The sequence below is a fragment of the Stenotrophomonas bentonitica genome, assembly GCF_013185915.1.
Lineage (GTDB): Bacteria > Pseudomonadota > Gammaproteobacteria > Xanthomonadales > Xanthomonadaceae > Stenotrophomonas > Stenotrophomonas bentonitica.
Map to the genome: position 1 here is coordinate 21,970 of NZ_JAAZUH010000005.1, position 18,602 is coordinate 40,571.

Below are 18,602 nucleotides of genomic sequence, written 5' to 3' on the forward strand. Positions count from 1 at the left end.
ACTGGCTGGATAGGTTGCACTCGCGCCCTCCAGCCAGGGTTCTGTCGGCCGTAGGGCCTGTTCGTCGCACGCCAGGAACAAGTGAACTGGAATCGCGCCATGCTCCGTCACACCTGACTTGGCCGCAAGGAACGCACCATGCCCCCTGCACTGACCCGCCTGATTTTGTCCCTGCTCATGCTGATGGCTTCGGTGACGGGGGCATCCCCTGTGCCTGTTGCACCTGAGCTGGGTGATACTTGCCATCTTGCTCATCGATCGATGTCAGACGCACTGGTGCAGACGCCGTTCGAAAGCGTAGACGGTCGTGTCTATGTGCAGGCGCGGGTCAATGGCCAAGGCCCCTACCGGTTTGCGGTGGACACCGGCGCCAGCGGCATCGGCCGGGCGGACATGCGCCTGGTCTCGGCGCTTGAGCTGCCGTGGCACGGGGATGCCACCACCTCTGATGGCGTGAGCAAGGCCGCTGTCGCCACAGTGCGGATCGATGAGCTGGAACTGGGTGGGGTGGTGCACCGGAACGTGGAAGTGATCGCCCGCGACTACAACGCACGCAACGCACCCGAGGCCGCATTCGACGGAATCCTCGCCCGCGGCTTCTTTGCCGACGGCCTGCTGCGGATCGATTACCCGAACCGGACCCTGGCGTTCACCCGAACGCTCAAGCTGGACCCGGCTGCTGCCAATGCCCTTACCTATATGCGGGCATTCCGAATTCCGGTATCGGTAGGCGGACATACCTTCGTTGCCCAGCTCGACACAGGCGCCAACGTCGGCTTCGTGCTGCCGCAGTCTGTTTACGAACAGGTCTCAGAGCTGCCTTTGGGTGAGGTGGTGCGTTCGCAACTGACCAACGGCCAGCTGGAAAGCTGGCGTGGGACGGTTCAGCAGCCGATCCGCGTGGGGCAGACGACCCACGCCCTGGCTGAGGTGCGCGTCTCCCCGAAGTACCCGGAAGTGCTGGTGGGCGCGCGTGCGCTGCAAGACGCGGTGGTGCTGATCGACCAGAGAAGTCAGGTGGTGGCCGTTTGCCGGTGAGCGAAAGGTAAAGCTGTCGCTCATTACGCGTGCGGCGGCGCCTGTTCCGACACATCGTGTTCCGGAGCGATTGAATCTTCTAATAGTGCGACGACTGTCCTACGTCAGACCGGGAGCCGCTCGTAGACTTCGCATCCTATCGAGGAGCGTGTTCTCAGAGTCAGGGTCGGCTATGAAGACAGTCAAGACAAAGTGGCTTTCCTACACCGTCCTTGTGGGCCTGATTCCGATCCTCTCGAGGTTCCTGATCTGGCTGGTGACCAAAGAGGGAAGCATCGAACCCTTTTCTCCACAGGACTTCATCGCATTCGGGCTCGTTCTCCATATCTCGAACATCAACGAGATTGAACACCTCATCGGAGCAGATAGGTCATGGAAAACGGTCCAGAACGCCGTTGCCGCCTTCTTCATTGCGATTCATGGCGTACTCTTCTGTTTAACACCGATTGGTGGAGACGCGGTTGATCAACAGTCCATCATGGCCTGCGTAGGCGTTATCGCATTGGGGTCACTCTTCATCAGTTACTGCTTGTTCAATCGCATCTCAAAATTCCAGCAAATTGATGTGGAGCATCGACCATGACAACAATCCTTGTGGCAGCCACCGTGGTGATTGCCGCATTCGCCCTAGGCTTCGGCATGTGGACTCTGCTGCATTCCCCCAACGAGAGCCCGCCGCAACGGAAGCGCATTGACGCGGACTGATATCTGCATGACAACAATTCTCGTCGCCTCGACCGCGGTTATGCATTGGTGGCAGTAGGACTCGCGATCTGGACAATGGTGGAGACACGCAAAGAGGTCCAGCGGCGAAAGAACCGAACTCCGGAGAACTGACCAGGACAGTCGGGGGCAGAACTTGACATCCTGTCCAGTACTTGACGACTCCCGATTGCTAACATTGGTCCACGTAATCAAGGATCGATGCTCGTGGCCACTTCGTCTTCGCCCGTTGTTCTGGATGCCTTCCCCACCTGCGAGGACGCCTTCGCCGAGATCGAGCGGCTCGCTCGTTCGGGCGTGCACCCGGACCGTATCCGGCTGCACCACAACGAACGCGCCCTGTACTGGGTCTGCAACAACAGCATGCTGCACGGCGATGGCCCGGATGAGGCCAGGGTGGCGCGACGCCTCGATGCGCATGTGGCCTTGGTCTCCCTGCTGCTGGAACATGGCGCGGACCCGAACAAGGCCGCAGGCCGTGGCGCCACCCCGCTTTCCACCACCTGCCGGGACCTCATCTTCGGTCCGACCGCACAGGCAGTGGAGAAGCTGCGCCTGTTACTGGCCGCCGGCGCGAACCCGCGCCTGACCAAGGATTCCCCGATCTGCACCGCGATCGGCCTGCGCGAGATGCGTGGCGAGGTGTTCAACAGTGCGTTCGAGCCGGACGCGGATCCGGCTGAAATGGAGCTCATCTTCCAGGCCGTCGACGCACTGCTGCAGGCCGGCGCCAGCATTGAAGCCATGGACCACCGGCAGATGTATACGCCGGTGCTGATGGCCGCGTACATGGGAAGTGCGCCCCTCCTGCGCTTCCTTGCCGAGCGCGGCGCCAACGTGCAGGTGGTCAATCCGGCCGGCTCCAACGCCCTGATGTACACAGCCGGCGACGTGGACGGGCTCAAGGCCAGCCGTGGCGGCTTTTCCACCACCTGGCACCGCCTGGGCGATCCCGTGGCTGCCACCCGTCTGCTCCTCGAATGGGGCGTGGATCCCTCAGCTGCCAACGAGCGCGGCCGCACGCCACTGGCACTGGCCTTGAACGCAGGCAACGAAGACGTGGCGATGGTCCTGGCTGAAGCGATCTCCGCTCAGGGCAAACTCCTGAAAGCCGACGTCCGCCGCTTCAAGGGAACGGCGTTCGAGGGACAGGCAGCCGCATTGGAAACGACCGGACGCACCAGCAAGCCACCCAGGAAGCAGCCCAAGCCCGAAGGCGCCGCCCAGGCCGCTTCGTGGGCCCGCGCCCTCCAGGAGTTGAATCATCCGGAAGCGTGGAAGCGACCGGCCTGGTTCTGTGAGTTCAACAAGGCTCTGTTCGAGCACCTGGCCAGCGATCCCCATCCCGCCATTCCCTCGCAGCGGCTGTATGCCGATTACACCGACACGATGCGCACCCTGCGGTTGTCCAGGACCAAGGACTGGATCAGCCGCAGCGGCGTGGTGACGGTGCAGCCGGATGTGTTGAACTGGAACACGTTGCGGATCAGTTACTCGCAACTGGACGGCGACGACCTGGCCTGCCGCGAGGAGATCTTCATGCCGATCTCGCCGGAGCAGCAGCCGAGCGTGGAGGCGGTGGCGGACGTGGTGGGGCAGATGAGTGCGCGTTACTTCAAATTGCCGGGCTGACGAGCCGCTTTGGCTGGACCTTGGCAGGTCGTTCGATGATGTGCTGAAGCGGATCACCGAAAACGGAACGGCCCCTTGCAGCAGTACTGGACTTTCAACCTGACCCCGAGACGGTGGACGCATGGACAATGAGCTCTGGACGTTTCATGTGGCTACCGGTTATCCGGTGATGGCGGCAAAGAAGCTGCTGGCCGAGATGGCCCCCCTTCTTCGGGAACGCATCATGCTGGCGATCGCGCAGCGCCCGCCCGGCGAGCGAATCCTGAAAGATCCACTGGAGCTGGATCCACAGTTCAGCGAGACAATCCGAGGGGCGCGATCAGAGGCGGAAAATATTGCCGCTTGCAGCGGTATCAGTGGCCGAGGTAGCAGCCACTTCATAGCGGCTACGCAGTCGAAAATTCTTCTGGAACGCCACGGAATCGTCTGGTTCCCGCACTACCAGATGAACCCGTGGGTGATCTTCGACTGACCGACCAGACTGCGATTTCCTCACCCGCTGGAGCGGCGATTTCCCATGGCTGCTTGCCTGTCGGCGAAAGAATACTGCCGGCATGGCAATCAAAGACTGGCCCGAGGACGACCGACCTCGCGAGAAGCTGCTGACGCGCGGTCCGCGCGCACTATCTGAGTCCGAACTGCTCGCGCTGTTCATCGGCAGCGGCAGTGGCGGGATGGATGCGGTGCAGAGTGCCCGGCGACTGCTGGACGAACATGGCCCGTTGCGCCGACTGCTCGATCTGGATGCGGCCACGTTGATGAAGCTGCCCACCATGGGGCCGGCCCGCGCCTGCAAACTGGTCGCCGCACTGGAGCTGGCCAGTCGCCATGTCCTGTCCGACCTTGAACGGGGCGACAGCTTCTGCGACCCAGACTCAGCCGCGCGGTTCTTCAAGTTGCGGCTGCGCCCGCGCCCGCAGGAAGTGTTCGCCGCGCTGTTCCTGGATACCCGGAACCGGACTCTGGCCTACGAAGAACTTTTCACCGGCACCGTGGACGAGGCGGCGGTCTACCCGCGCGAGGTGGTTCGCCGGGCCCTGCTGCACAACGCGGCGGCGGTGATCGTCAGCCACAACCACCCGTCCGGGCGGGCTGAACCTTCGGCGGCCGACCGTCAGATCACCCACCAGCTCCACCAAGCCCTGGCGCTGGTGGGCATGCGGCTGGTGGACCACATCGTGGTGGGGGATGGCCCGGCGGTTTCCATGGCCCAGCGGGGGTGGCTGCGGGCCGGCCCCGCCCCCTGAGCTGAACGGCCTGCTCAGCCCCCGGCCCCAATAGCGCCCACAAACCCGCCCCCCGGGCCTCCCTGCCACCCGCTCTGCCCCGGTTCAATGGATCGGGGCGGCTTCTGGGCTAAAATTACCGATTCCGCCGCTCCAGTCCCAAAGCAGGCCTTGTGAAAAATCTCCTCCGCGCCCTGATCAGCCAGGGCATTGAAGCCTTGCGCGCCAACGGCACCTTGCCGGCCGATACCCTGACCCCGGAATTCGTGGTGGAACGCCCGAAGACCCGCGAACACGGTGATTTCGCCACCAATGCCGCGATGCTGCTGGCCAAGCCGGCGCGCAGCAATCCGCGCGCCCTGGCTCAGGCGCTGCTCGATGCACTGCCCAAGAGCGATGACGTGCTGCGCGTGGAAATCGCCGGCCCGGGCTTCATCAACTTCCACTTGGCCCCCAGCGCATACCAGCGTGAAGCGGCCAGCGTGCTGAAGGAAGGCGCCGAATACGGCCACAACCTGAGCGGCAACGGCCGCACCGTGGGCGTGGAATACGTTTCGGCCAACCCGACCGGTCCGCTGCATGTCGGCCATGGCCGCGCGGCGGCGATCGGCGACAGCCTGGCGCGCCTGCTGGAAGTAAACGGCTGGAACGCCAAGCGCGAGTTCTACTACAACGACGCCGGCGTGCAGATCGAGAACCTGGCCCTTTCCACCCAGGCGCGCGCGAAGGGCATCAAGCCCGACGACGCCGGCTGGCCGGAAGGCGGCTACCGCGGCGACTACATCGAAGACGTGGCCAAGGCCTACCTGGCCGGCGCCACCGTGGAGCTGGAAGGCCATTCGGTGGTGGGCGAGCGCGACCCGGACAACCTGGATGCGATCCGCCGCTTCGCCGTGGCCTACCTGCGCAACGAGCAGAACCAGGACCTGGCCGCGTTCGGGGTGGATTTCGACATCTACTTCCTGGAAAGCTCGCTGTACAAGGACGGCAAGGTCGAAGAGACCGTGGCGCAGCTCAATGCGGCCGGCCATACCTATGAAGAAGGCGGCGCGCTGTGGCTGCGTTCGACCGACTTCGGTGACGACAAGGACCGCGTGATGCGCAAGTCCGACGGCACCTACACCTACTTCCTGCCGGACGTGGCCTACCACCTGAGCAAGTGGCAGCGCGGCTACGAGCGCGCGATCACCGAGCTGGGCGCGGATCACCACGGTTCGCTGGCACGCGTGCGCGCCGGTCTGCAGGCGCTGGACGTGGGCATTCCCAAGGGCTGGCCGGAATACGTGCTGCACCAGATGGTGACGGTGATGCGCGGCGGCGAGGAAGTGAAGCTTTCCAAGCGTGCCGGCAGCTACCTGACCCTGCGCGACCTGATCGACGAAGCCGGCCGCGACGCGACCCGCTGGTTCCTGATCGCACGCAAGCCCGATTCGCAGCTGACCTTCGATATCGACCTGGCCCGCCAGCAGAGCAACGACAACCCGGTGTTCTACGTACAGTACGCGCACGCCCGGGTGTGCAGCCTGCTGCGCCAGGCGCAGGAAAAGAAGCTGTCGTACACCCCGGCCGAAGGCATGACCGGGGTGGCGTCGCTGACCGACGAACCGTCGCTGTGGCTGATGGTGGAAATGTCGCGCTTCCCGGAAGTGGTGGAAGCGGCTGGTGTGGCGCTGGAACCGCACCTGGTGGCGCAGTACCTGCGTGAATTGGCGCATGCCTTCCACACGTGGTATCACGGCACCCAGGTGCTGGTGGCTGACGACGCCGAACGCAATGCCAAGCTCACGCTGGCCTGCGCGGCGCGCCAGGTGCTGGCCAATGGCCTGAACATCCTGGGCGTTTCCGCCCCGGAAAAAATGTAAGCAGTGGAGAAGCAGTAAATGGCAGCACGACGCGGCAAGAGCCAGGCGCGACGCAACACCAGCCAAGGCACGCCCGGATGGGTATGGCTGGTGGCCGGTGTGGCGATTGCGGCCGTGGTGTTCCTGGCGGCACCGAACCTGTTCAAGAACGATGGCGACGGCTTCCTGCGGGTAGGCCCGCAGCCGGACCCGAACGCGCAGCCGGCCCCGGTCAGCGACGCCGACACCGACGTGGGCGCCGAGCTGCCCAAGCCCGGTGCGGCCAAGCCTGCCGAACCGGCCAAGCCGGCGGCGACGCAGTACGACTTCTACACCCTGCTGCCCGGCAAGGAAGTGGAAATGTCCGACGCGGAACTGGCCGCCAGTGCGCGCGCGGAAGAGCAGCGCAAGGCCAAGGCGGAAGCGCAGCGCGCACAGGCTGCCCTGGAAGGCCGCCCGGTACCGGCCGCCGCAGCGGCACCGACGACTACGGCCGCAACCGCAGCCACGACCACCGCAGCACCGGCCCCGTTGCCGGCGCCGGTCGCCGAGCGCCCGGCTGCTGCAGCGGCGCCGAAGCCGGTTGCAGAGACCACCGCTCCCAAGCCGGAAGCGACGACCACGGCTGCAGCCACGCCGGCCGCAGTCGCTGCCCAACCGGCAGCCAGCAATGTGCGTTATATCCTGCAGGCCGGTGCCTTTGGCGCGTCGGGTGATGCCGAAGCCACCAAGGCCAAGCTGGCGATGATCGGCCTGGCTGCACGGGTGGAATCGGCACAGATCAACGGCAAGACGGTCTACCGCGTGCGCATGGGGCCGTACGGAAGTGCCGGCGAACTGGCCGAAGCCAAGCAGAAGCTGGATGGCACTGGTTTGCAGGCGATGGCGATCAAGGCGCAGTAACGGTAGAATCGCTCCATTGGCCTCCGAGCCCGTAGCTTCACCTATCTGGCCTTGAGCCATGAAAAAGCCCCGCATCGCGGGGCTTTTTCTTTTGACGCTATGCTGGCGCTCCCGGGAAATGGATGGCGCACATGGGCAGTTCAAACGGCAACGACCGCCGCATCGACAACATCGAATTCAACGTGGGCGACATTGCCCGCAGCAAGGCGTTCTACGGCACGGTGTTTGGCTGGACCTTCACCGACTACGGCCCCGGCTATACCGAGTTCAACGACGGACGGTTGCGCGGTGGATTCACCACCGATGGGCCGGTACGCAGCGGCGGACCACTGGTCATCCTGTATGCGGATGACCTCGAGGCGACCGAGGCACGGGTGGAAGGCGCCGGCGCGAAGATTTCCACGCCGGCGTTCGACTTCCCGGGCGGGCGGCGGTTCCATTTCATCGACCCGGATGGGTATGAATTGGCGGTGTGGACCGCGGCTTAGTCGCGCGCCACCTGGAAGCCGGCGAAGGACTGACTGACCGGCATCACTTCGAGACGGTTGATGTTGAGGTGGGCCGGCAGGTTGGCGACCCACAGGATCTGCTCGGCGATGTCGTCGGCGGTCATCGGGTTCGCACCGGTGTAGAGCGTGTCCGAGGCGGCCTGGTTGCCGTGGGTGCGGACCAGGGTGAATTCGGTTTCGGCCATGCCCGGTTCGATGGTGGTCACGCGCACGCCGGTGCCGTGCAGGTCCGAGCGCAGGCCCAGCGAGAACTGGCTGACGAACGCCTTGGTGCCGCCGTAGGCGTTGCCGCCCGGGTACGGGTACACGCCGGCCACCGAGCTGATGTTGATGATCGCGCCCTTGCGCGCCACCAGCTGCGGCAGCAGGCGGTGGGTCAGCGTGACCAGCGCGGTCACGTTGGTGTCGATCATGGTGCGCCAGTCTTCCAGCGACGCGCTCTGGGCCGGGGCGGTGCCCTGAGCCAGGCCGGCGTTGTTGACCAGGAGGTCGATATCGGCAAAACCGGCCGGCAGCGCGGCCAGCGCAGCTTCCATCGCGGCGGTGTCGCGGACGTCGAACACGGCGGCGTGCACACGCTCGGGGCCGTAGGCGTCGACCAGCGGCTGCAGCCGTTCGGCGCGGCGCCCGGTGGCGATGACCCGCCAGCCGGCCTGGGCGAAACGATGGACGGCGGCGGCGCCAAAGCCGGACGTGGCGCCAGTGATCAGAGCGGTACGGGTCATCGCGGGTCTCCGTGGAATTCCCGACCATTTTCGCACCCTGCGCGCCGCTGTGTTGGCGCCCGCTGGCGGATCAGCGGATCCGGAACACGCGGGCCTTGGGCAGGTCTTCGTCCACCTGCAGGAACCAGCGCCCGGCGATGCCCGGCACCACCACGATGGCCGGGTTGGCGCGGCTGGCCTTGAGCTTCAGCTCGCCCTTGAGCACCTGCCACTGCTGGCCGTTGTCCAGGGTGAACACGGTTCCCGGCTGCCAGCCGTCGACCTGGCCGGTGACGTTGGCATGGATGGGGCCGTCGTCCAGGCCGGGGAACATCGGGGCCGGGGTGGGCGCGCCGGGCAGCGGCGCCGGAGCAGCGGCCGGGGCCATCGGGGCGGCCGCCACCGGCGCCGGTGCACGGGCCTCGGCCTCGCGCAGCAGGCGGTTGAGGGTCTGCAGCTGGGCCGGTGTGAGGCCCACGTCGGCCAGCTGCTGCGGGTCCACGCGCTGCTCGATCGCCACATACGGGGCCTGCGCCGAGGCCGTCGCGGCCAGCCAGACCATGCCCACACCCGCCAGAACCTGCCACCTGCGCATTGCCCGCTCCACTGCCTGTAAGTGCCTGAGGAGCGCACTGTGCTTCACTTTCATGGCACTCAGATGACAGGCCAGACACCGCTTTCCGGGCCGGGTGCCCGGCTGGGGGTAAAATGGCCGCCAGCCACGCAGCCGCGATGGCGGTATTGGACGTCCCCCATGATCAACAACGATGTACTGCGCAGCATCCGTTACATGCTCGATCTCAGCGACGGCAAGATTGCCGAGATCTGTGCCCTCGCCGACCCGGCCTTCGTGGTCGACAAGGCCGACGTGCCCGGCTGGCTGCGCAAGGAAGACGAAGAAGGCTTCGTAGCCTGCGACGACCGCACCCTGGCGCATTTCCTTGACGGCCTGATCGTGCTCAATCGCGGCCGCGATGAAAGCCAGCCGCTGCGCCCGGTGGAAAAGCGCATCACCAACAACCTGGTGCTGAAGAAGTTGCGCGTGGCCTTCGAGCTGAAGGACGTGGACATGCACGCGATTTTCGAGAGCGCCGGTTTCCCGGTGTCCAAGCCGGAGTTGTCGGCGCTGTTCCGGCAGCCGGACCACAAGAACTTCCGAGCCTGTGGCGACCAGCTGCTGCGCAATTTCCTCAAGGGTCTGACCCTGCGCGTTCGCGGCAGTTGATTCAGAACGCGGTCTGCACCGCGAACTCCACGCGGGACCCGGCGTTGCTGCCGAACAGGCGCTTGGCGGCGCGGTCGGTGTCGTGGGCGGTGAGGCGAAGTTCCCACGGGCCGTGCACGGTCCAGATGGCGCTGAGCTGGCCATGCAGGTAGTCGTCTGCGTAGGCGCTGTCGAGCCAGTACTGGCCGACCGCGCCTTCCAGGCGCCATTGATCGTTCAAGGGCAGCCGCCCACCGAGCTGGGCGTAGGTGCCGGTACGACCACCGGCCAATGCATCGTCCGACACGCCCACGCTGACCCACACCCGCTCTTTCCAGGCCAGGGTGCTGTTGAGCTCGGTCCAGTCCAGGTCCACGTCGGTGGACGGATACAGGTAATGGGTGAGGTTCACGTCCAGCGCCCAGTCCGGCGCCAGCTGGCCACTCCACCCGGCCACGATGTCGAACTCGCTGCGCGCGCCGGCGTCCGGTTCGAACGACACCCCGGAGCCCCACACCGAGGCGTACCAGCCCGATTCGCCGGCCAGTTTGATGCCCGCCTGCACCGCCGGGTCTTCCAGGGTCTGCGAGCTGCCGCGCCAGACATAGTCCGAGGTCAGCGTGGCGTTGCCGCTCACGCCGGCCAGGGCCGACCCACTCAGGGCCAGGCCCACCACCAGCGTACCCATACGGCGCAGCGCGCGCCGTGTATCCAGCATTTCCACCACGTGTGCAACTCCAGGAAACGGCCTCGCCGTTGAAGCGCACAGTGTGGTGAGCGGGGGCGTAAAGGCGCCATGCGGTGCAAGCGCGGGGCGCGCAAATTCGGCGTAAAAGCTGCCTACCAGGCCTTCAGCCGGGCCGCGCTATCATGGCCGCCCTGACTGACCTGCAGCGAGTATGGCGTGGACGCGATCCTGACCCCGGTATCGATTGGCGAGCTGATCGACAAGATCACCATCCTGGAAATCAAGGCCGAGCGCATCACCGATGCGGGCAAAGTGGCGAACGTGCGCACCGAACTCGATGGCCTGCTGCCGCTGTGGCAGGAACAGGTCGGCGCGCAGCCGGGCCTGGCCGCGCTGAAGACGCAGCTGAAGGAAATCAACGAGCGCATGTGGGTGATCCAGGACCAGCTGCGTGACAAGGAAGCAGCGCAGGTGTTCGACGATCAGTTCATCCAGCTGGCGCGCGGGGTGTATGGCACCAATGGCGAGCGGGTGAAGGTGAAGAACGAGATCAACCGGATTGCGGGATCGCAGCTGGTTGAGGAAAAGCAGTACCAGGGCGAGTGATGCAGGCCGGGGCGCCGTAGCCACGCAGGGCGTGGCTCTACCGGCGGTAGGCAACCTCGGGTAGAGCCACGCCCTGCGTGGCTGCTCCGGAATGCATCAACCAGACGTCGAAAGCCGCGCCAGGCCCGCGGTAGCGGACCGCGTAAGCGGGGCCGGCAACGCATCCGGCTGGAACCAGTCCAGCGCGAGGATCGCCTCCGGCTCCAGGTGCAGGGCCTGTGCGTCGGCCGGTGCGCGCACCAGGTAGACCGGGGCGACCCAGTGCTGGCCGAGTGTGGGCTCGAAATGGTCCACCACGCACAGCAGCCTTTCCACGCTGACCTGCAGGCCGGTCTCCTCCAGCACTTCGCGCACCATCGCGTCTTCGACCTTTTCCATCCAGTCGACCTTGCCGCCGGGCAGGCCCCAGTGGCCCTGTTCGGGTTGACGCCCGCGCTGGACCAGCAGCACCGCACCGTCGGCGCGCTGGATGACGGCGCCGCAGCCGACGCGGGGTTGCTGCAACGGGATGGACTCAGACATGGAGATCTCCGGAAGTCGCCGCATTATCGCCCCAGCGCGCATAAAAAAGGCCCGGCAAACTGCCGGGCCCCTGCCGCTACGCCGGTACCGCGCGTAGCGAAGCGATCAGACGCCGCTTACCAGCTGAAGCGCGGGCCGACCGACCATTCCTTGTCACCGTGGCGATCCATCTTGATGTCGCCGTTGATGCCCCAGTTCTGGTTCAACTTCACCTGGCCACCCAGGCGACCATAGAAGGCGCCATCCGGGTTGATGCCGTGCTTCTTGCTGTAGTCCTCGTAGCCGGCCATTGCATAGACTTCGGCGTGCTGGCCGAACGCGGTACGGATACCGGCTTCAGCGCTGTAGCCGTTGAAGTCCAGGCCTTCCTTCGGGTCGAACTTGTTGTAGGCAACGCGGCCCACGAAATCGGTGCTGGCAGCGATGGCCTGGTTGTAGCCCACGCCGACGCGCCACTGGTCGACCTTGAAGTCGCCGATGTCGGTCTTCTGCTGATTGAACTCACCGAACGCATGGAAGTTCGGGTGGAACGCGTACGAACCCTTTACACCCCAACCGTCAGCCTTGCCACCGTCGGCATCGGTCTTGACGTAATCGCCTTCGGCGTAATTGTAGGACAGGCCTTCGGCAGCGGAAGCGCCGAACGGCAGGGCGGCGGCCAGCGCCAGGGCAATCAGGGAAGTCTTCATGGGGGTACACCTTTTCTTGTTCGTTCGTGCAGTGGCGCAAGCGGCTTCTGCATCGGGAATGTAAATTCTCCGTTATTCGACACAACGCGCCCTGAAGTACGCCGCTTTCAACACCGTGGATTTTGGGCAACGGTTCAGTCGCGCTCTGGCATACGCGCGCGCTGCATTTTTCAGGTGTTTTGTGCGTGCACGCGCATGCATGAACCGCGCATGGATATCACGCAGTAAGAGGATTGACGCGAGGAGAAGAAGGAAATGTGGTCACGACGATACCCTTGCGGGGCGTCGCGCGTTGGGGAAGCCGCTCTTGGGGAGTAGTCGGCTAACGCGCCCATTTTCCGTAGTGCACCGGCTGACGCAGCTGGGGCGTCACACCGCAGGTCTCTTGGGGAGCGTCCTGCCCGGCCCTTGAATAGTGGGCTGAATCGGCGCCCATTAACATCAGAATGTTCCCCACTAATGTTAGGGATTTTCTGACCCTGACCGGCGGAAATGGGTCGATTCCGTCATGCAACTGCTTGATTCTTGGTCATGACACCGCGTGCACACGTGGTCGTCACCGGATCTGACGGATCTCGGGCGCATTGTCGATTTCCCTCACTCCCCCGCGTCGTACCCATTGAAGGTGCCCATTCTGGCGCACCGGTTACCGGAGGCTGCAGATGTCCTATATCGACGGTTTCGTACTGGCCGTACCCACCGCCAATAAAGAGAAGTTCATCAAACACGCCAATGAAGGCGATTCGGTGTTCATCGAGTTTGGTGCCACCCGCGTCGTGGAATGCTGGGGCGACGATGTCACCCACGGCAAGCAGACCGACTTCTTCCGCGCGGTGGAAGCCAAGGACGATGAGACCATTGTGTTCTCCTGGATCGAATGGCCGGACAAGGCCACCCGCGATGCCGGCATGGAGAAGATGATGAGCGACCCGCGCATGGATCCGGCCAACAATCCGATGCCGTTCGACGGCAAGCGGATGATCTATGCCGGCTTCGTCCCGATCGTGGAGTTGAACGGCAAGAAGTAACACGCCGCCACGCGGCGACGACGACGACGCATGCAGCCATCGCCCCGGTCAGCGGGTGTGGCTGCTGTCGTCGTCCAGGCGGTGGGCCGCGCCCATGCCCATGCCTGCGCCGCCACCGCCGCCCATTCCTCCCCCTCCACCGCCACCCCCTCTTCCGCCGGCGCGATCGTCACCGCCGGTGTTGCCGCGTGCGCCACCCGGCGCAGGCCGGGCGGGCCCTTGGCGCGGAATGGTGACGCTTGCAGGAATCGGCGCCAGGTCGAGGGCTTCGCGGATGAAGTCGCGCAGCGACACCACCAGTTCGGCGGTGGGCACGGCGCGGCCTTCGGCCAGTTCGTTGGCGGCATGCGCGGCCAGGCGCACCTGCTCGTCGGTGCCGAGCAGCACGATGTCGGAGAGGGCCGCTTCAACGGCATCGCGTATGCGGCGGGCACGGTCGCTGCCGGCACTGACCGGGAGGTCCAGGCCTTCGTCGCTGTCTGCTTCGAGTTGCCGCAGGTCGCGAAGGTGGCGCGGGTCCACGTGCAGTGCCCCGGTGAATGACCCACCCAGGGTCTTGTAGGCGGCAATCAGGGTACGCAGCCGCTCGTTGATCTGGCGGTTCTCGCGCTCGCGGCGCTGCTGCAGTGTCTGCATGAAGACCAGGCGGATACCCACGCCTATGAGCGTAATGACAGCCAACCCGACCAGGGTCGAGAGCATGGCCTGCCAGGAGCTGAAATCCAGGTTGCGCATGGTGTGCAGACTCCCTGTCGTACCGGCGGGAAAGCCTCTGCGTTTTACCGGAGACCGCGTCGCCGCGGCGTGTGCACCAGGGTGCTCACGGCGCCCGCCCGAAGGCAGGCGCCGTGCTTGACGCTATTACTTGCGGGCGACGCGCTTGGCCGGGGCCTTGCGGGCCACGGTCTTGGCGGCGCGCTTGGCCGGAGCGGCCTTGCGGGCGACCGACTTGCGGGCCACGGCGGTCTTCTTGCCGACGGCCTTCTTGGTGGCAGCCGACTTGCGGGCGACAGCCTTCTTGGCGGTAGCGACCTTCTTGCCGACGGTCTTGCGGGCGGTGGCGGTCTTCTTGCCAACGGCCTTCTTGGTGGCAGCCGACTTCTTGGCTACGGCCTTCTTGGCGGTGGCGACCTTCTTGCCGACAACCTTCTTGGCGGCCACGGTCTTCTTGCCAGCGACCTTGCGGGCGGTGGCCGACTTCTTGGCGACAGCCTTCTTGGCGGTAGCGACCTTCTTGCCCGCGACCTTCTTGGCGGTGGCGGTCTTCTTGGTCACGGCCTTCTTGGCGGTGGCGACCTTCTTGCCCACGACCTTCTTGGCGGCGGCAGTCTTCTTGGTCACGGCCTTCTTGGCAGCGGCGGTCTTCTTGGTCACGGCCTTCTTGGCGGTGGCGACCTTCTTGCCGGCAACCTTCTTGGCAGCCTTGGTGGTCTTGGTCACGGACTTTTCGGCGGCGGCCTTCTTCTTGGCAACCTGCTTCTTCAGAGCAGCCGCTTCGGCCTTGGCATTGGTCTTGGCCGCTTCCAGCTTCTTCTTGGCGCTGGCCAGGGTCTTGCCGACCGACTTGGCGGCCTTGTCAGCCTTCTTGGCGACGGTCTTCTCGGCCTTCTTGACGGCCTTCTTGACCTTGGCAACCTGGGTGGTGGCGGCCTTGCGGGCGCGCTTGGCGGTCTTCTTCACCGAGGCCACCACTTCTTCAGCGGTGTGGGCGATGGTTTCGCCAACGTTCTCGGCCGTCTCTTTTACGCTGTCGACGCCCTGCGACAGGGTCGCGGTCACACCATTTCCGTTGCTCATGTTGCCCTCCTGAGGGGCCTGGTCAGTGATTTCGCTGGCGATGCTATACCGGAGTTGTCCGTGGTGGAACGGTCTTGTCGCAGGTTTTGAGTCGCGGGTGTGTTGGGGAGGTGGGTGGTTGGGTGCGGGTGTGGGTAGGTGGTTTGTTGGAAAGTGCTTTAAAACAGCTGTGCGGTTGTTGCGGAGATGCGCGGCGACGGTTGTGTTCGGGTGCGGTGATGCGGGGATGCGTGCGGCGTAATTGGTCGTTGTGTGCGCTCGGTTTGTTGCCAATTTTTCTGCAAGTGCGCGGGTTTGCAGGTAGGTGGACGTGTGTTGGCAAAGCGCGTTTCCGGTTTTTGGTCCATGCGTTAAAGGGCCTGTCAGCGATATCGGCGGTCGTTTGGGAACCGACCCTACCGGTGCGACGGTCCGTTGCGGTTCAACCGCGCATCGTCCGCGCGTCGCGTCCGTGCAGACCCGGACCGATGCCTGTAATACCCGCTAGCACCCCTACCGCTCACCCCAGTTTCAGGCGTCCCGAGACAGACTCATTCAGCTTGAATTACCGTATACCCGTCCCCCGCACCCACCGGACTCCCATGCGACCGCTTCCGACCCTGCTTACGCTCGCACTTGCTGCCGCCTTCGGTGGCTTCGTCGCCTCGGCGATCAATGCCAACCTGGACAACCGTGCCGAGGCGGCACCGGCGTCGCTGGCGATTCCGGCCACGGCCGCGCTGCCGGCTTCGGTGGCCGGGCAGCCGGTGCCGTCGCTGGCGCCGATGCTGGAGCGGGTGATGCCGGCGGTGGTCAGCGTCAACACCAAGCAGGTGGTGCGGGTGCGCAACCCCTACTTCAACGACCCGTTCTTCCGCCGACTGTTCCCGGAAGTGCCGCAGGAGCGGATCAACGAGTCGCTGGGCTCGGGCGTCATCATCGACGCCGCCGAGGGCCTGGTGCTGACCAACCACCATGTGATCGACAACGCCGACGACGTGCAGGTGACCCTGTCCGACGGGCGCACGGTCAAGGCCGAGTTCCTGGGTTCGGACCGCGACACCGACGTGGCGCTGATCCGCATTCCGGCCGACAAGCTCACCGCGCTGCCGCTGGGCGACAGCGCGCAGCTGCGCGTGGGCGACTTCGTGGTGGCGATCGGCAACCCGTTCGGCTTCAGCCAGACGGTCACCTCGGGCATCGTCTCGGCAGTCGGCCGTACCGGTATCCGCGGGCTGGGCTACCAGAACTTCATCCAGACCGACGCGTCGATCAACCCGGGCAATTCCGGCGGCGCGCTGGTCAACCTGCAGGGCCAGCTGGTCGGCATCAATACCGCCAGCTTCAATCCGCAGGGCAGCATGGCCGGCAACATCGGGCTGGGCCTGGCCATTCCCACCAACCTGGCGCGCGACGTGGTGGACCAGCTGGTCAAGCACGGCGTGGTGGTGCGCGGCACGCTCGGGATCGAGGCGCAGAACCTGACCCAGGCGCTGGCGCAGAACCTGGGCCTGAGCGAAGCGCGCGGCGCGTTGGTCACCCGCGTGCTGGCCGGTTCGGGCGCAGCCGCAGCCGGGCTGAAGCCGGGCGACGTTGTGGTGTCGGCCAACGGCCAGCGGGTGGACAGCGCGCAGGCGCTGCACAACGTGGAAGGCCTGCAGCCCGTGGGCAGCGCGCTGAGCCTGGACGTGCGCCGCGACGGCAAGCCGCTGCAGCTCAAGGCCACGCTGAAAGAGCAGGCGCGCGCGGTGGCCGGCGAGCTGCTGGACCCGCGCCTGGCCGGCGCGACCTTTGTCGACCTGCCCGAAACGCTGCGCCAGGCCGGCGACGGCGGCGTCATGGTCAGCGAGGTCAAGCGCGGCAGCCGGGCGGCCAACTCGGGGTTGGCCGCGGGCGACCTGATCATCCAGTCCAGCGTGGGTGAGTTCGCCGACCTGGCCAGCTGGCGCGCCAATTTCCAGAAGCCACCGCAGCAGCTGGTGCTGCGCATCGTGCGGGGCAACGCGCGCGGTGACCTGGTGATGCGCTGAACCGGTCAGCCGGCCTTCGCGTGCGGATCACGCCAGCTGACACCCTCTACACCCCGCCGGTGCTATTACCTTGTATTCGTTGCCGACGGGTTCATCCGCGGTCACCTTCCCCATCGATTACATAACGGAGAGTCACGATGAGCCCCACCAATACCGAAAACCTCAAGGAACACCTGGGCGAAGCCGGTTCGCACCTGAAGTCGGCCGCCAGCGCTGCCGGCGGTGCGATCAAGGGCGCCACCGGCGCTGCTGGCGATGAGCTGCGCATCGGCCGGGCCAACGTCAAGGCCGAGCTGTCCGACACCGCGCTGTCCGGCCTGGCCGCTGCTGAATTCGGCGGCGCCGCTGCCAAGGAGCAGGTCGACGCGCTGATGGACAAGGGCAAGGACCTGGTCGACAGCGCCGCCGAGCTGATCCGTGAGCGCCCGCTGGCTTCGTTCGGCGTGGCCTTCGCGGCTGGCTGGATCATCGCCAAGCTGGCCCGCAGCGGCGGCGACAAGTAAGTCGGCGTGAGCGATCAAGCACAGTCGACGCCGGAAGGTGGAGCAACGCCTCCACCGGACGGTGATGCGGCGCCGCGCGCCCCGCGCCTGGATGAAAGCATCCGCGACGTTGGCCAGGCCGGCCGCGCCACGGTGGATTCGGCAAAGCACACCCTGCGCTCGCTGCGTCGGTTGGCGTCGTTCGAGTTCGCCTTGGCGCGCAGCGCGTTTGGCCGGGCCCTGGCGTGGAGCGGGGTTGCGATCGTGTTCGGCGCCTCGGCCTGGTTGCTGCTGGCCGGCACGGTGATCGCGTTGATGCAGCGGTGGGGCCTGTCCTGGTTCCATTCGCTGCTGATCACCTCGCTGATCAGCCTGGCCATGACCGGCTATGCAATCTGGCGGGTGTCGTTCTTCTTCCGCCACACCGGCATGCACGCCACCCGGCGCCAGCTGGCGCGGTTGGGCCTGTTCGACGAGCCCACCGACGAGGATGCCGAAGGGCAGCCGGAGCAGACGGAGCGTTCGCCATGAAGTTCGAAGCGTTGCGCCACCGCGTCAAGCGTGCGGAAAAAGTGGTCTCGGTGCGGGTCGACGAGACCCAGTGCAGCTGGTTCACCCTCAGCCAGGCCTGGCGCGAGGGCTGGACGCCGCTGCGCATCGTCAGCGTGGGTTTGGCTGGCGGCTTTTTGGCCGGCAAGCTGGAACCGGGCGGCGCCCGTTTCCACGGTGCACGTTGGCTGCAGATGATCGGGTCGGTGTCGAATCTGCTGGCCAGCGCGCAGGCAGCAGTGGCCTCGATGCAGGCCAGTGACGCGGCCGAGACCGCCGAGCAGGCGGCCGACAAGGTGGATGAAGCCGTGGACCAGGCCCCCGTAGCGCCGGTTCGGGCTGCAGCACCTGCTGTTGCGCCCGTGGCTACGCCGCGTGCGCAGGTGACCGCCACGCAGGAGGCGGCGCAGCCGCAGCCGGCGGAAGCGGCGACGGACATGTCCGAACGTTAG

At 65.6% G+C, this 18,602-nt stretch carries 22 protein-coding genes; 15 read left to right on the forward strand and 7 right to left on the reverse strand.

The window, feature by feature from the left end; translation table 11 throughout:
* Positions 1-138: 138 nt before the first annotated feature.
* The 8 genes from HGB51_RS19595 to HGB51_RS19630 all read left to right on the forward strand — a co-directional run bounded on the left by HGB51_RS19595 (position 139) and on the right by HGB51_RS19630 (position 7,851).
* A complete protein-coding gene (locus HGB51_RS19595) occupies positions 139-1,038 on the forward strand; it encodes an aspartyl protease family protein (RefSeq protein ID WP_216666936.1) in 900 nt (299 codons plus the stop codon).
* Between the two features lie 172 nt (positions 1,039-1,210).
* A complete protein-coding gene (locus HGB51_RS19600) occupies positions 1,211-1,621 on the forward strand; it encodes a hypothetical protein (RefSeq protein ID WP_070208585.1) in 411 nt (136 codons plus the stop codon).
* 347 nt (positions 1,622-1,968) lie between these two features.
* Positions 1,969-3,393 carry an ankyrin repeat domain-containing protein gene (locus HGB51_RS19605; protein ID WP_141739181.1) on the forward strand — a complete coding sequence of 475 codons (1,425 nt, stop codon included), beginning with the start codon at positions 1,969-1,971 and terminating at the stop codon, positions 3,391-3,393.
* 121 nt (positions 3,394-3,514) lie between these two features.
* Positions 3,515-3,865, forward strand: coding sequence for a hypothetical protein (locus tag HGB51_RS19610; protein ID WP_070208583.1), 351 nt, complete (start codon positions 3,515-3,517; stop codon positions 3,863-3,865).
* A gap of 82 nt (positions 3,866-3,947) precedes the next feature.
* Positions 3,948-4,640 (forward strand): RadC family protein, encoded by a 693-nt coding sequence (gene radC, locus HGB51_RS19615; protein ID WP_070208582.1) that lies wholly within the window; start codon positions 3,948-3,950, stop codon positions 4,638-4,640.
* 152 nt (positions 4,641-4,792) lie between these two features.
* The gene (gene argS, locus HGB51_RS19620) at positions 4,793-6,481 is read left to right on the forward strand and encodes an arginine--tRNA ligase (protein ID WP_070208581.1); all 1,689 of its coding nucleotides are present in this window, start codon (positions 4,793-4,795) and stop codon (positions 6,479-6,481) included.
* 18 nt (positions 6,482-6,499) lie between these two features.
* The gene (locus HGB51_RS19625; protein ID WP_070208580.1) at positions 6,500-7,363 is read left to right on the forward strand and encodes an SPOR domain-containing protein; all 864 of its coding nucleotides are present in this window, start codon (positions 6,500-6,502) and stop codon (positions 7,361-7,363) included.
* Positions 7,364-7,485: 122 nt separating this feature from the next.
* The gene (locus HGB51_RS19630) at positions 7,486-7,851 is read left to right on the forward strand and encodes a VOC family protein (RefSeq protein ID WP_216666937.1); all 366 of its coding nucleotides are present in this window, start codon (positions 7,486-7,488) and stop codon (positions 7,849-7,851) included.
* Here HGB51_RS19630 and HGB51_RS19635 read toward each other — a convergent pair.
* Complete coding sequence (locus HGB51_RS19635) at positions 7,848-8,597, reverse strand: SDR family NAD(P)-dependent oxidoreductase (RefSeq protein ID WP_070208579.1); 750 nt, start codon at positions 8,595-8,597, stop codon at positions 7,848-7,850. The two genes, HGB51_RS19630 and HGB51_RS19635, sit on opposite strands and share 4 nt — an antisense overlap.
* Before the next feature lie 70 nt (positions 8,598-8,667).
* Positions 8,668-9,171 carry a hypothetical protein gene (locus HGB51_RS19640; RefSeq protein WP_070208578.1) on the reverse strand — a complete coding sequence of 168 codons (504 nt, stop codon included), beginning with the start codon at positions 9,169-9,171 and terminating at the stop codon, positions 8,668-8,670.
* A gap of 159 nt (positions 9,172-9,330) precedes the next feature.
* On the opposite strand from HGB51_RS19640, the gene HGB51_RS19645 reads away from it, so the two are divergent.
* Complete coding sequence (locus HGB51_RS19645) at positions 9,331-9,801, forward strand: YehS family protein (protein WP_070208577.1); 471 nt, start codon at positions 9,331-9,333, stop codon at positions 9,799-9,801.
* 1 nt (position 9,802) lies between these two features.
* On the opposite strand, the gene HGB51_RS19650 is transcribed toward HGB51_RS19645, so the two are convergent.
* On the reverse strand, positions 9,803-10,498 hold the full coding sequence (locus tag HGB51_RS19650) for a TorF family putative porin (RefSeq protein ID WP_084739048.1): 696 nt from the start codon (positions 10,496-10,498) through the stop codon (positions 9,803-9,805).
* A gap of 186 nt (positions 10,499-10,684) precedes the next feature.
* On the opposite strand from HGB51_RS19650, the gene HGB51_RS19655 reads away from it, so the two are divergent.
* Complete coding sequence (locus HGB51_RS19655) at positions 10,685-11,074, forward strand: DUF6165 family protein (RefSeq protein WP_070208576.1); 390 nt, start codon at positions 10,685-10,687, stop codon at positions 11,072-11,074.
* 96 nt (positions 11,075-11,170) lie between these two features.
* Here HGB51_RS19655 and HGB51_RS19660 read toward each other — a convergent pair whose 3' ends face one another.
* Both HGB51_RS19660 and HGB51_RS19665 read right to left on the reverse strand, forming a co-directional pair.
* On the reverse strand, positions 11,171-11,596 hold the full coding sequence (locus HGB51_RS19660) for an NUDIX domain-containing protein (RefSeq protein ID WP_343034398.1): 426 nt from the start codon (positions 11,594-11,596) through the stop codon (positions 11,171-11,173).
* A 116-nt stretch (positions 11,597-11,712) separates the two neighbouring features.
* On the reverse strand, positions 11,713-12,285 hold the full coding sequence (locus HGB51_RS19665) for an OmpO family porin (RefSeq protein ID WP_070208575.1): 573 nt from the start codon (positions 12,283-12,285) through the stop codon (positions 11,713-11,715).
* A gap of 662 nt (positions 12,286-12,947) precedes the next feature.
* Between HGB51_RS19665 and HGB51_RS19670 the strand changes: the two genes are divergently transcribed.
* On the forward strand, positions 12,948-13,313 hold the full coding sequence (locus HGB51_RS19670) for a DUF1428 domain-containing protein (protein WP_070208574.1): 366 nt from the start codon (positions 12,948-12,950) through the stop codon (positions 13,311-13,313).
* Between the two features lie 48 nt (positions 13,314-13,361).
* Here the strand turns inward: HGB51_RS19670 and HGB51_RS19675 are convergent, their stop codons facing one another.
* Positions 13,362-14,048: a hypothetical protein gene (locus HGB51_RS19675; RefSeq protein WP_070208573.1), complete on the reverse strand. Its 687-nt coding sequence runs from the start codon at positions 14,046-14,048 to the stop codon at positions 13,362-13,364.
* Positions 14,049-14,174: 126 nt separating this feature from the next.
* The gene (locus tag HGB51_RS19680; protein WP_171966944.1) at positions 14,175-15,110 is read right to left on the reverse strand and encodes a histone; all 936 of its coding nucleotides are present in this window, start codon (positions 15,108-15,110) and stop codon (positions 14,175-14,177) included.
* Positions 15,111-15,691: 581 nt separating this feature from the next.
* On the opposite strand from HGB51_RS19680, the gene HGB51_RS19685 reads away from it, so the two are divergent.
* From HGB51_RS19685 to HGB51_RS19700, 4 genes are all read left to right on the forward strand, one after another.
* The gene (locus HGB51_RS19685) at positions 15,692-17,119 is read left to right on the forward strand and encodes a Do family serine endopeptidase (protein WP_070208572.1); all 1,428 of its coding nucleotides are present in this window, start codon (positions 15,692-15,694) and stop codon (positions 17,117-17,119) included.
* 137 nt (positions 17,120-17,256) lie between these two features.
* A complete protein-coding gene (locus tag HGB51_RS19690; protein WP_070208571.1) occupies positions 17,257-17,622 on the forward strand; it encodes a hypothetical protein in 366 nt (121 codons plus the stop codon).
* A 6-nt stretch (positions 17,623-17,628) separates the two neighbouring features.
* Positions 17,629-18,132 carry a hypothetical protein gene (locus tag HGB51_RS19695; RefSeq protein ID WP_070208570.1) on the forward strand — a complete coding sequence of 168 codons (504 nt, stop codon included), beginning with the start codon at positions 17,629-17,631 and terminating at the stop codon, positions 18,130-18,132.
* Entirely contained in the window at positions 18,129-18,602 is a 474-nt protein-coding gene (locus tag HGB51_RS19700; RefSeq protein WP_070208569.1) for a protein sip-5, read from the forward strand. The genes HGB51_RS19695 and HGB51_RS19700 overlap by 4 nt, the downstream gene beginning before the upstream one ends.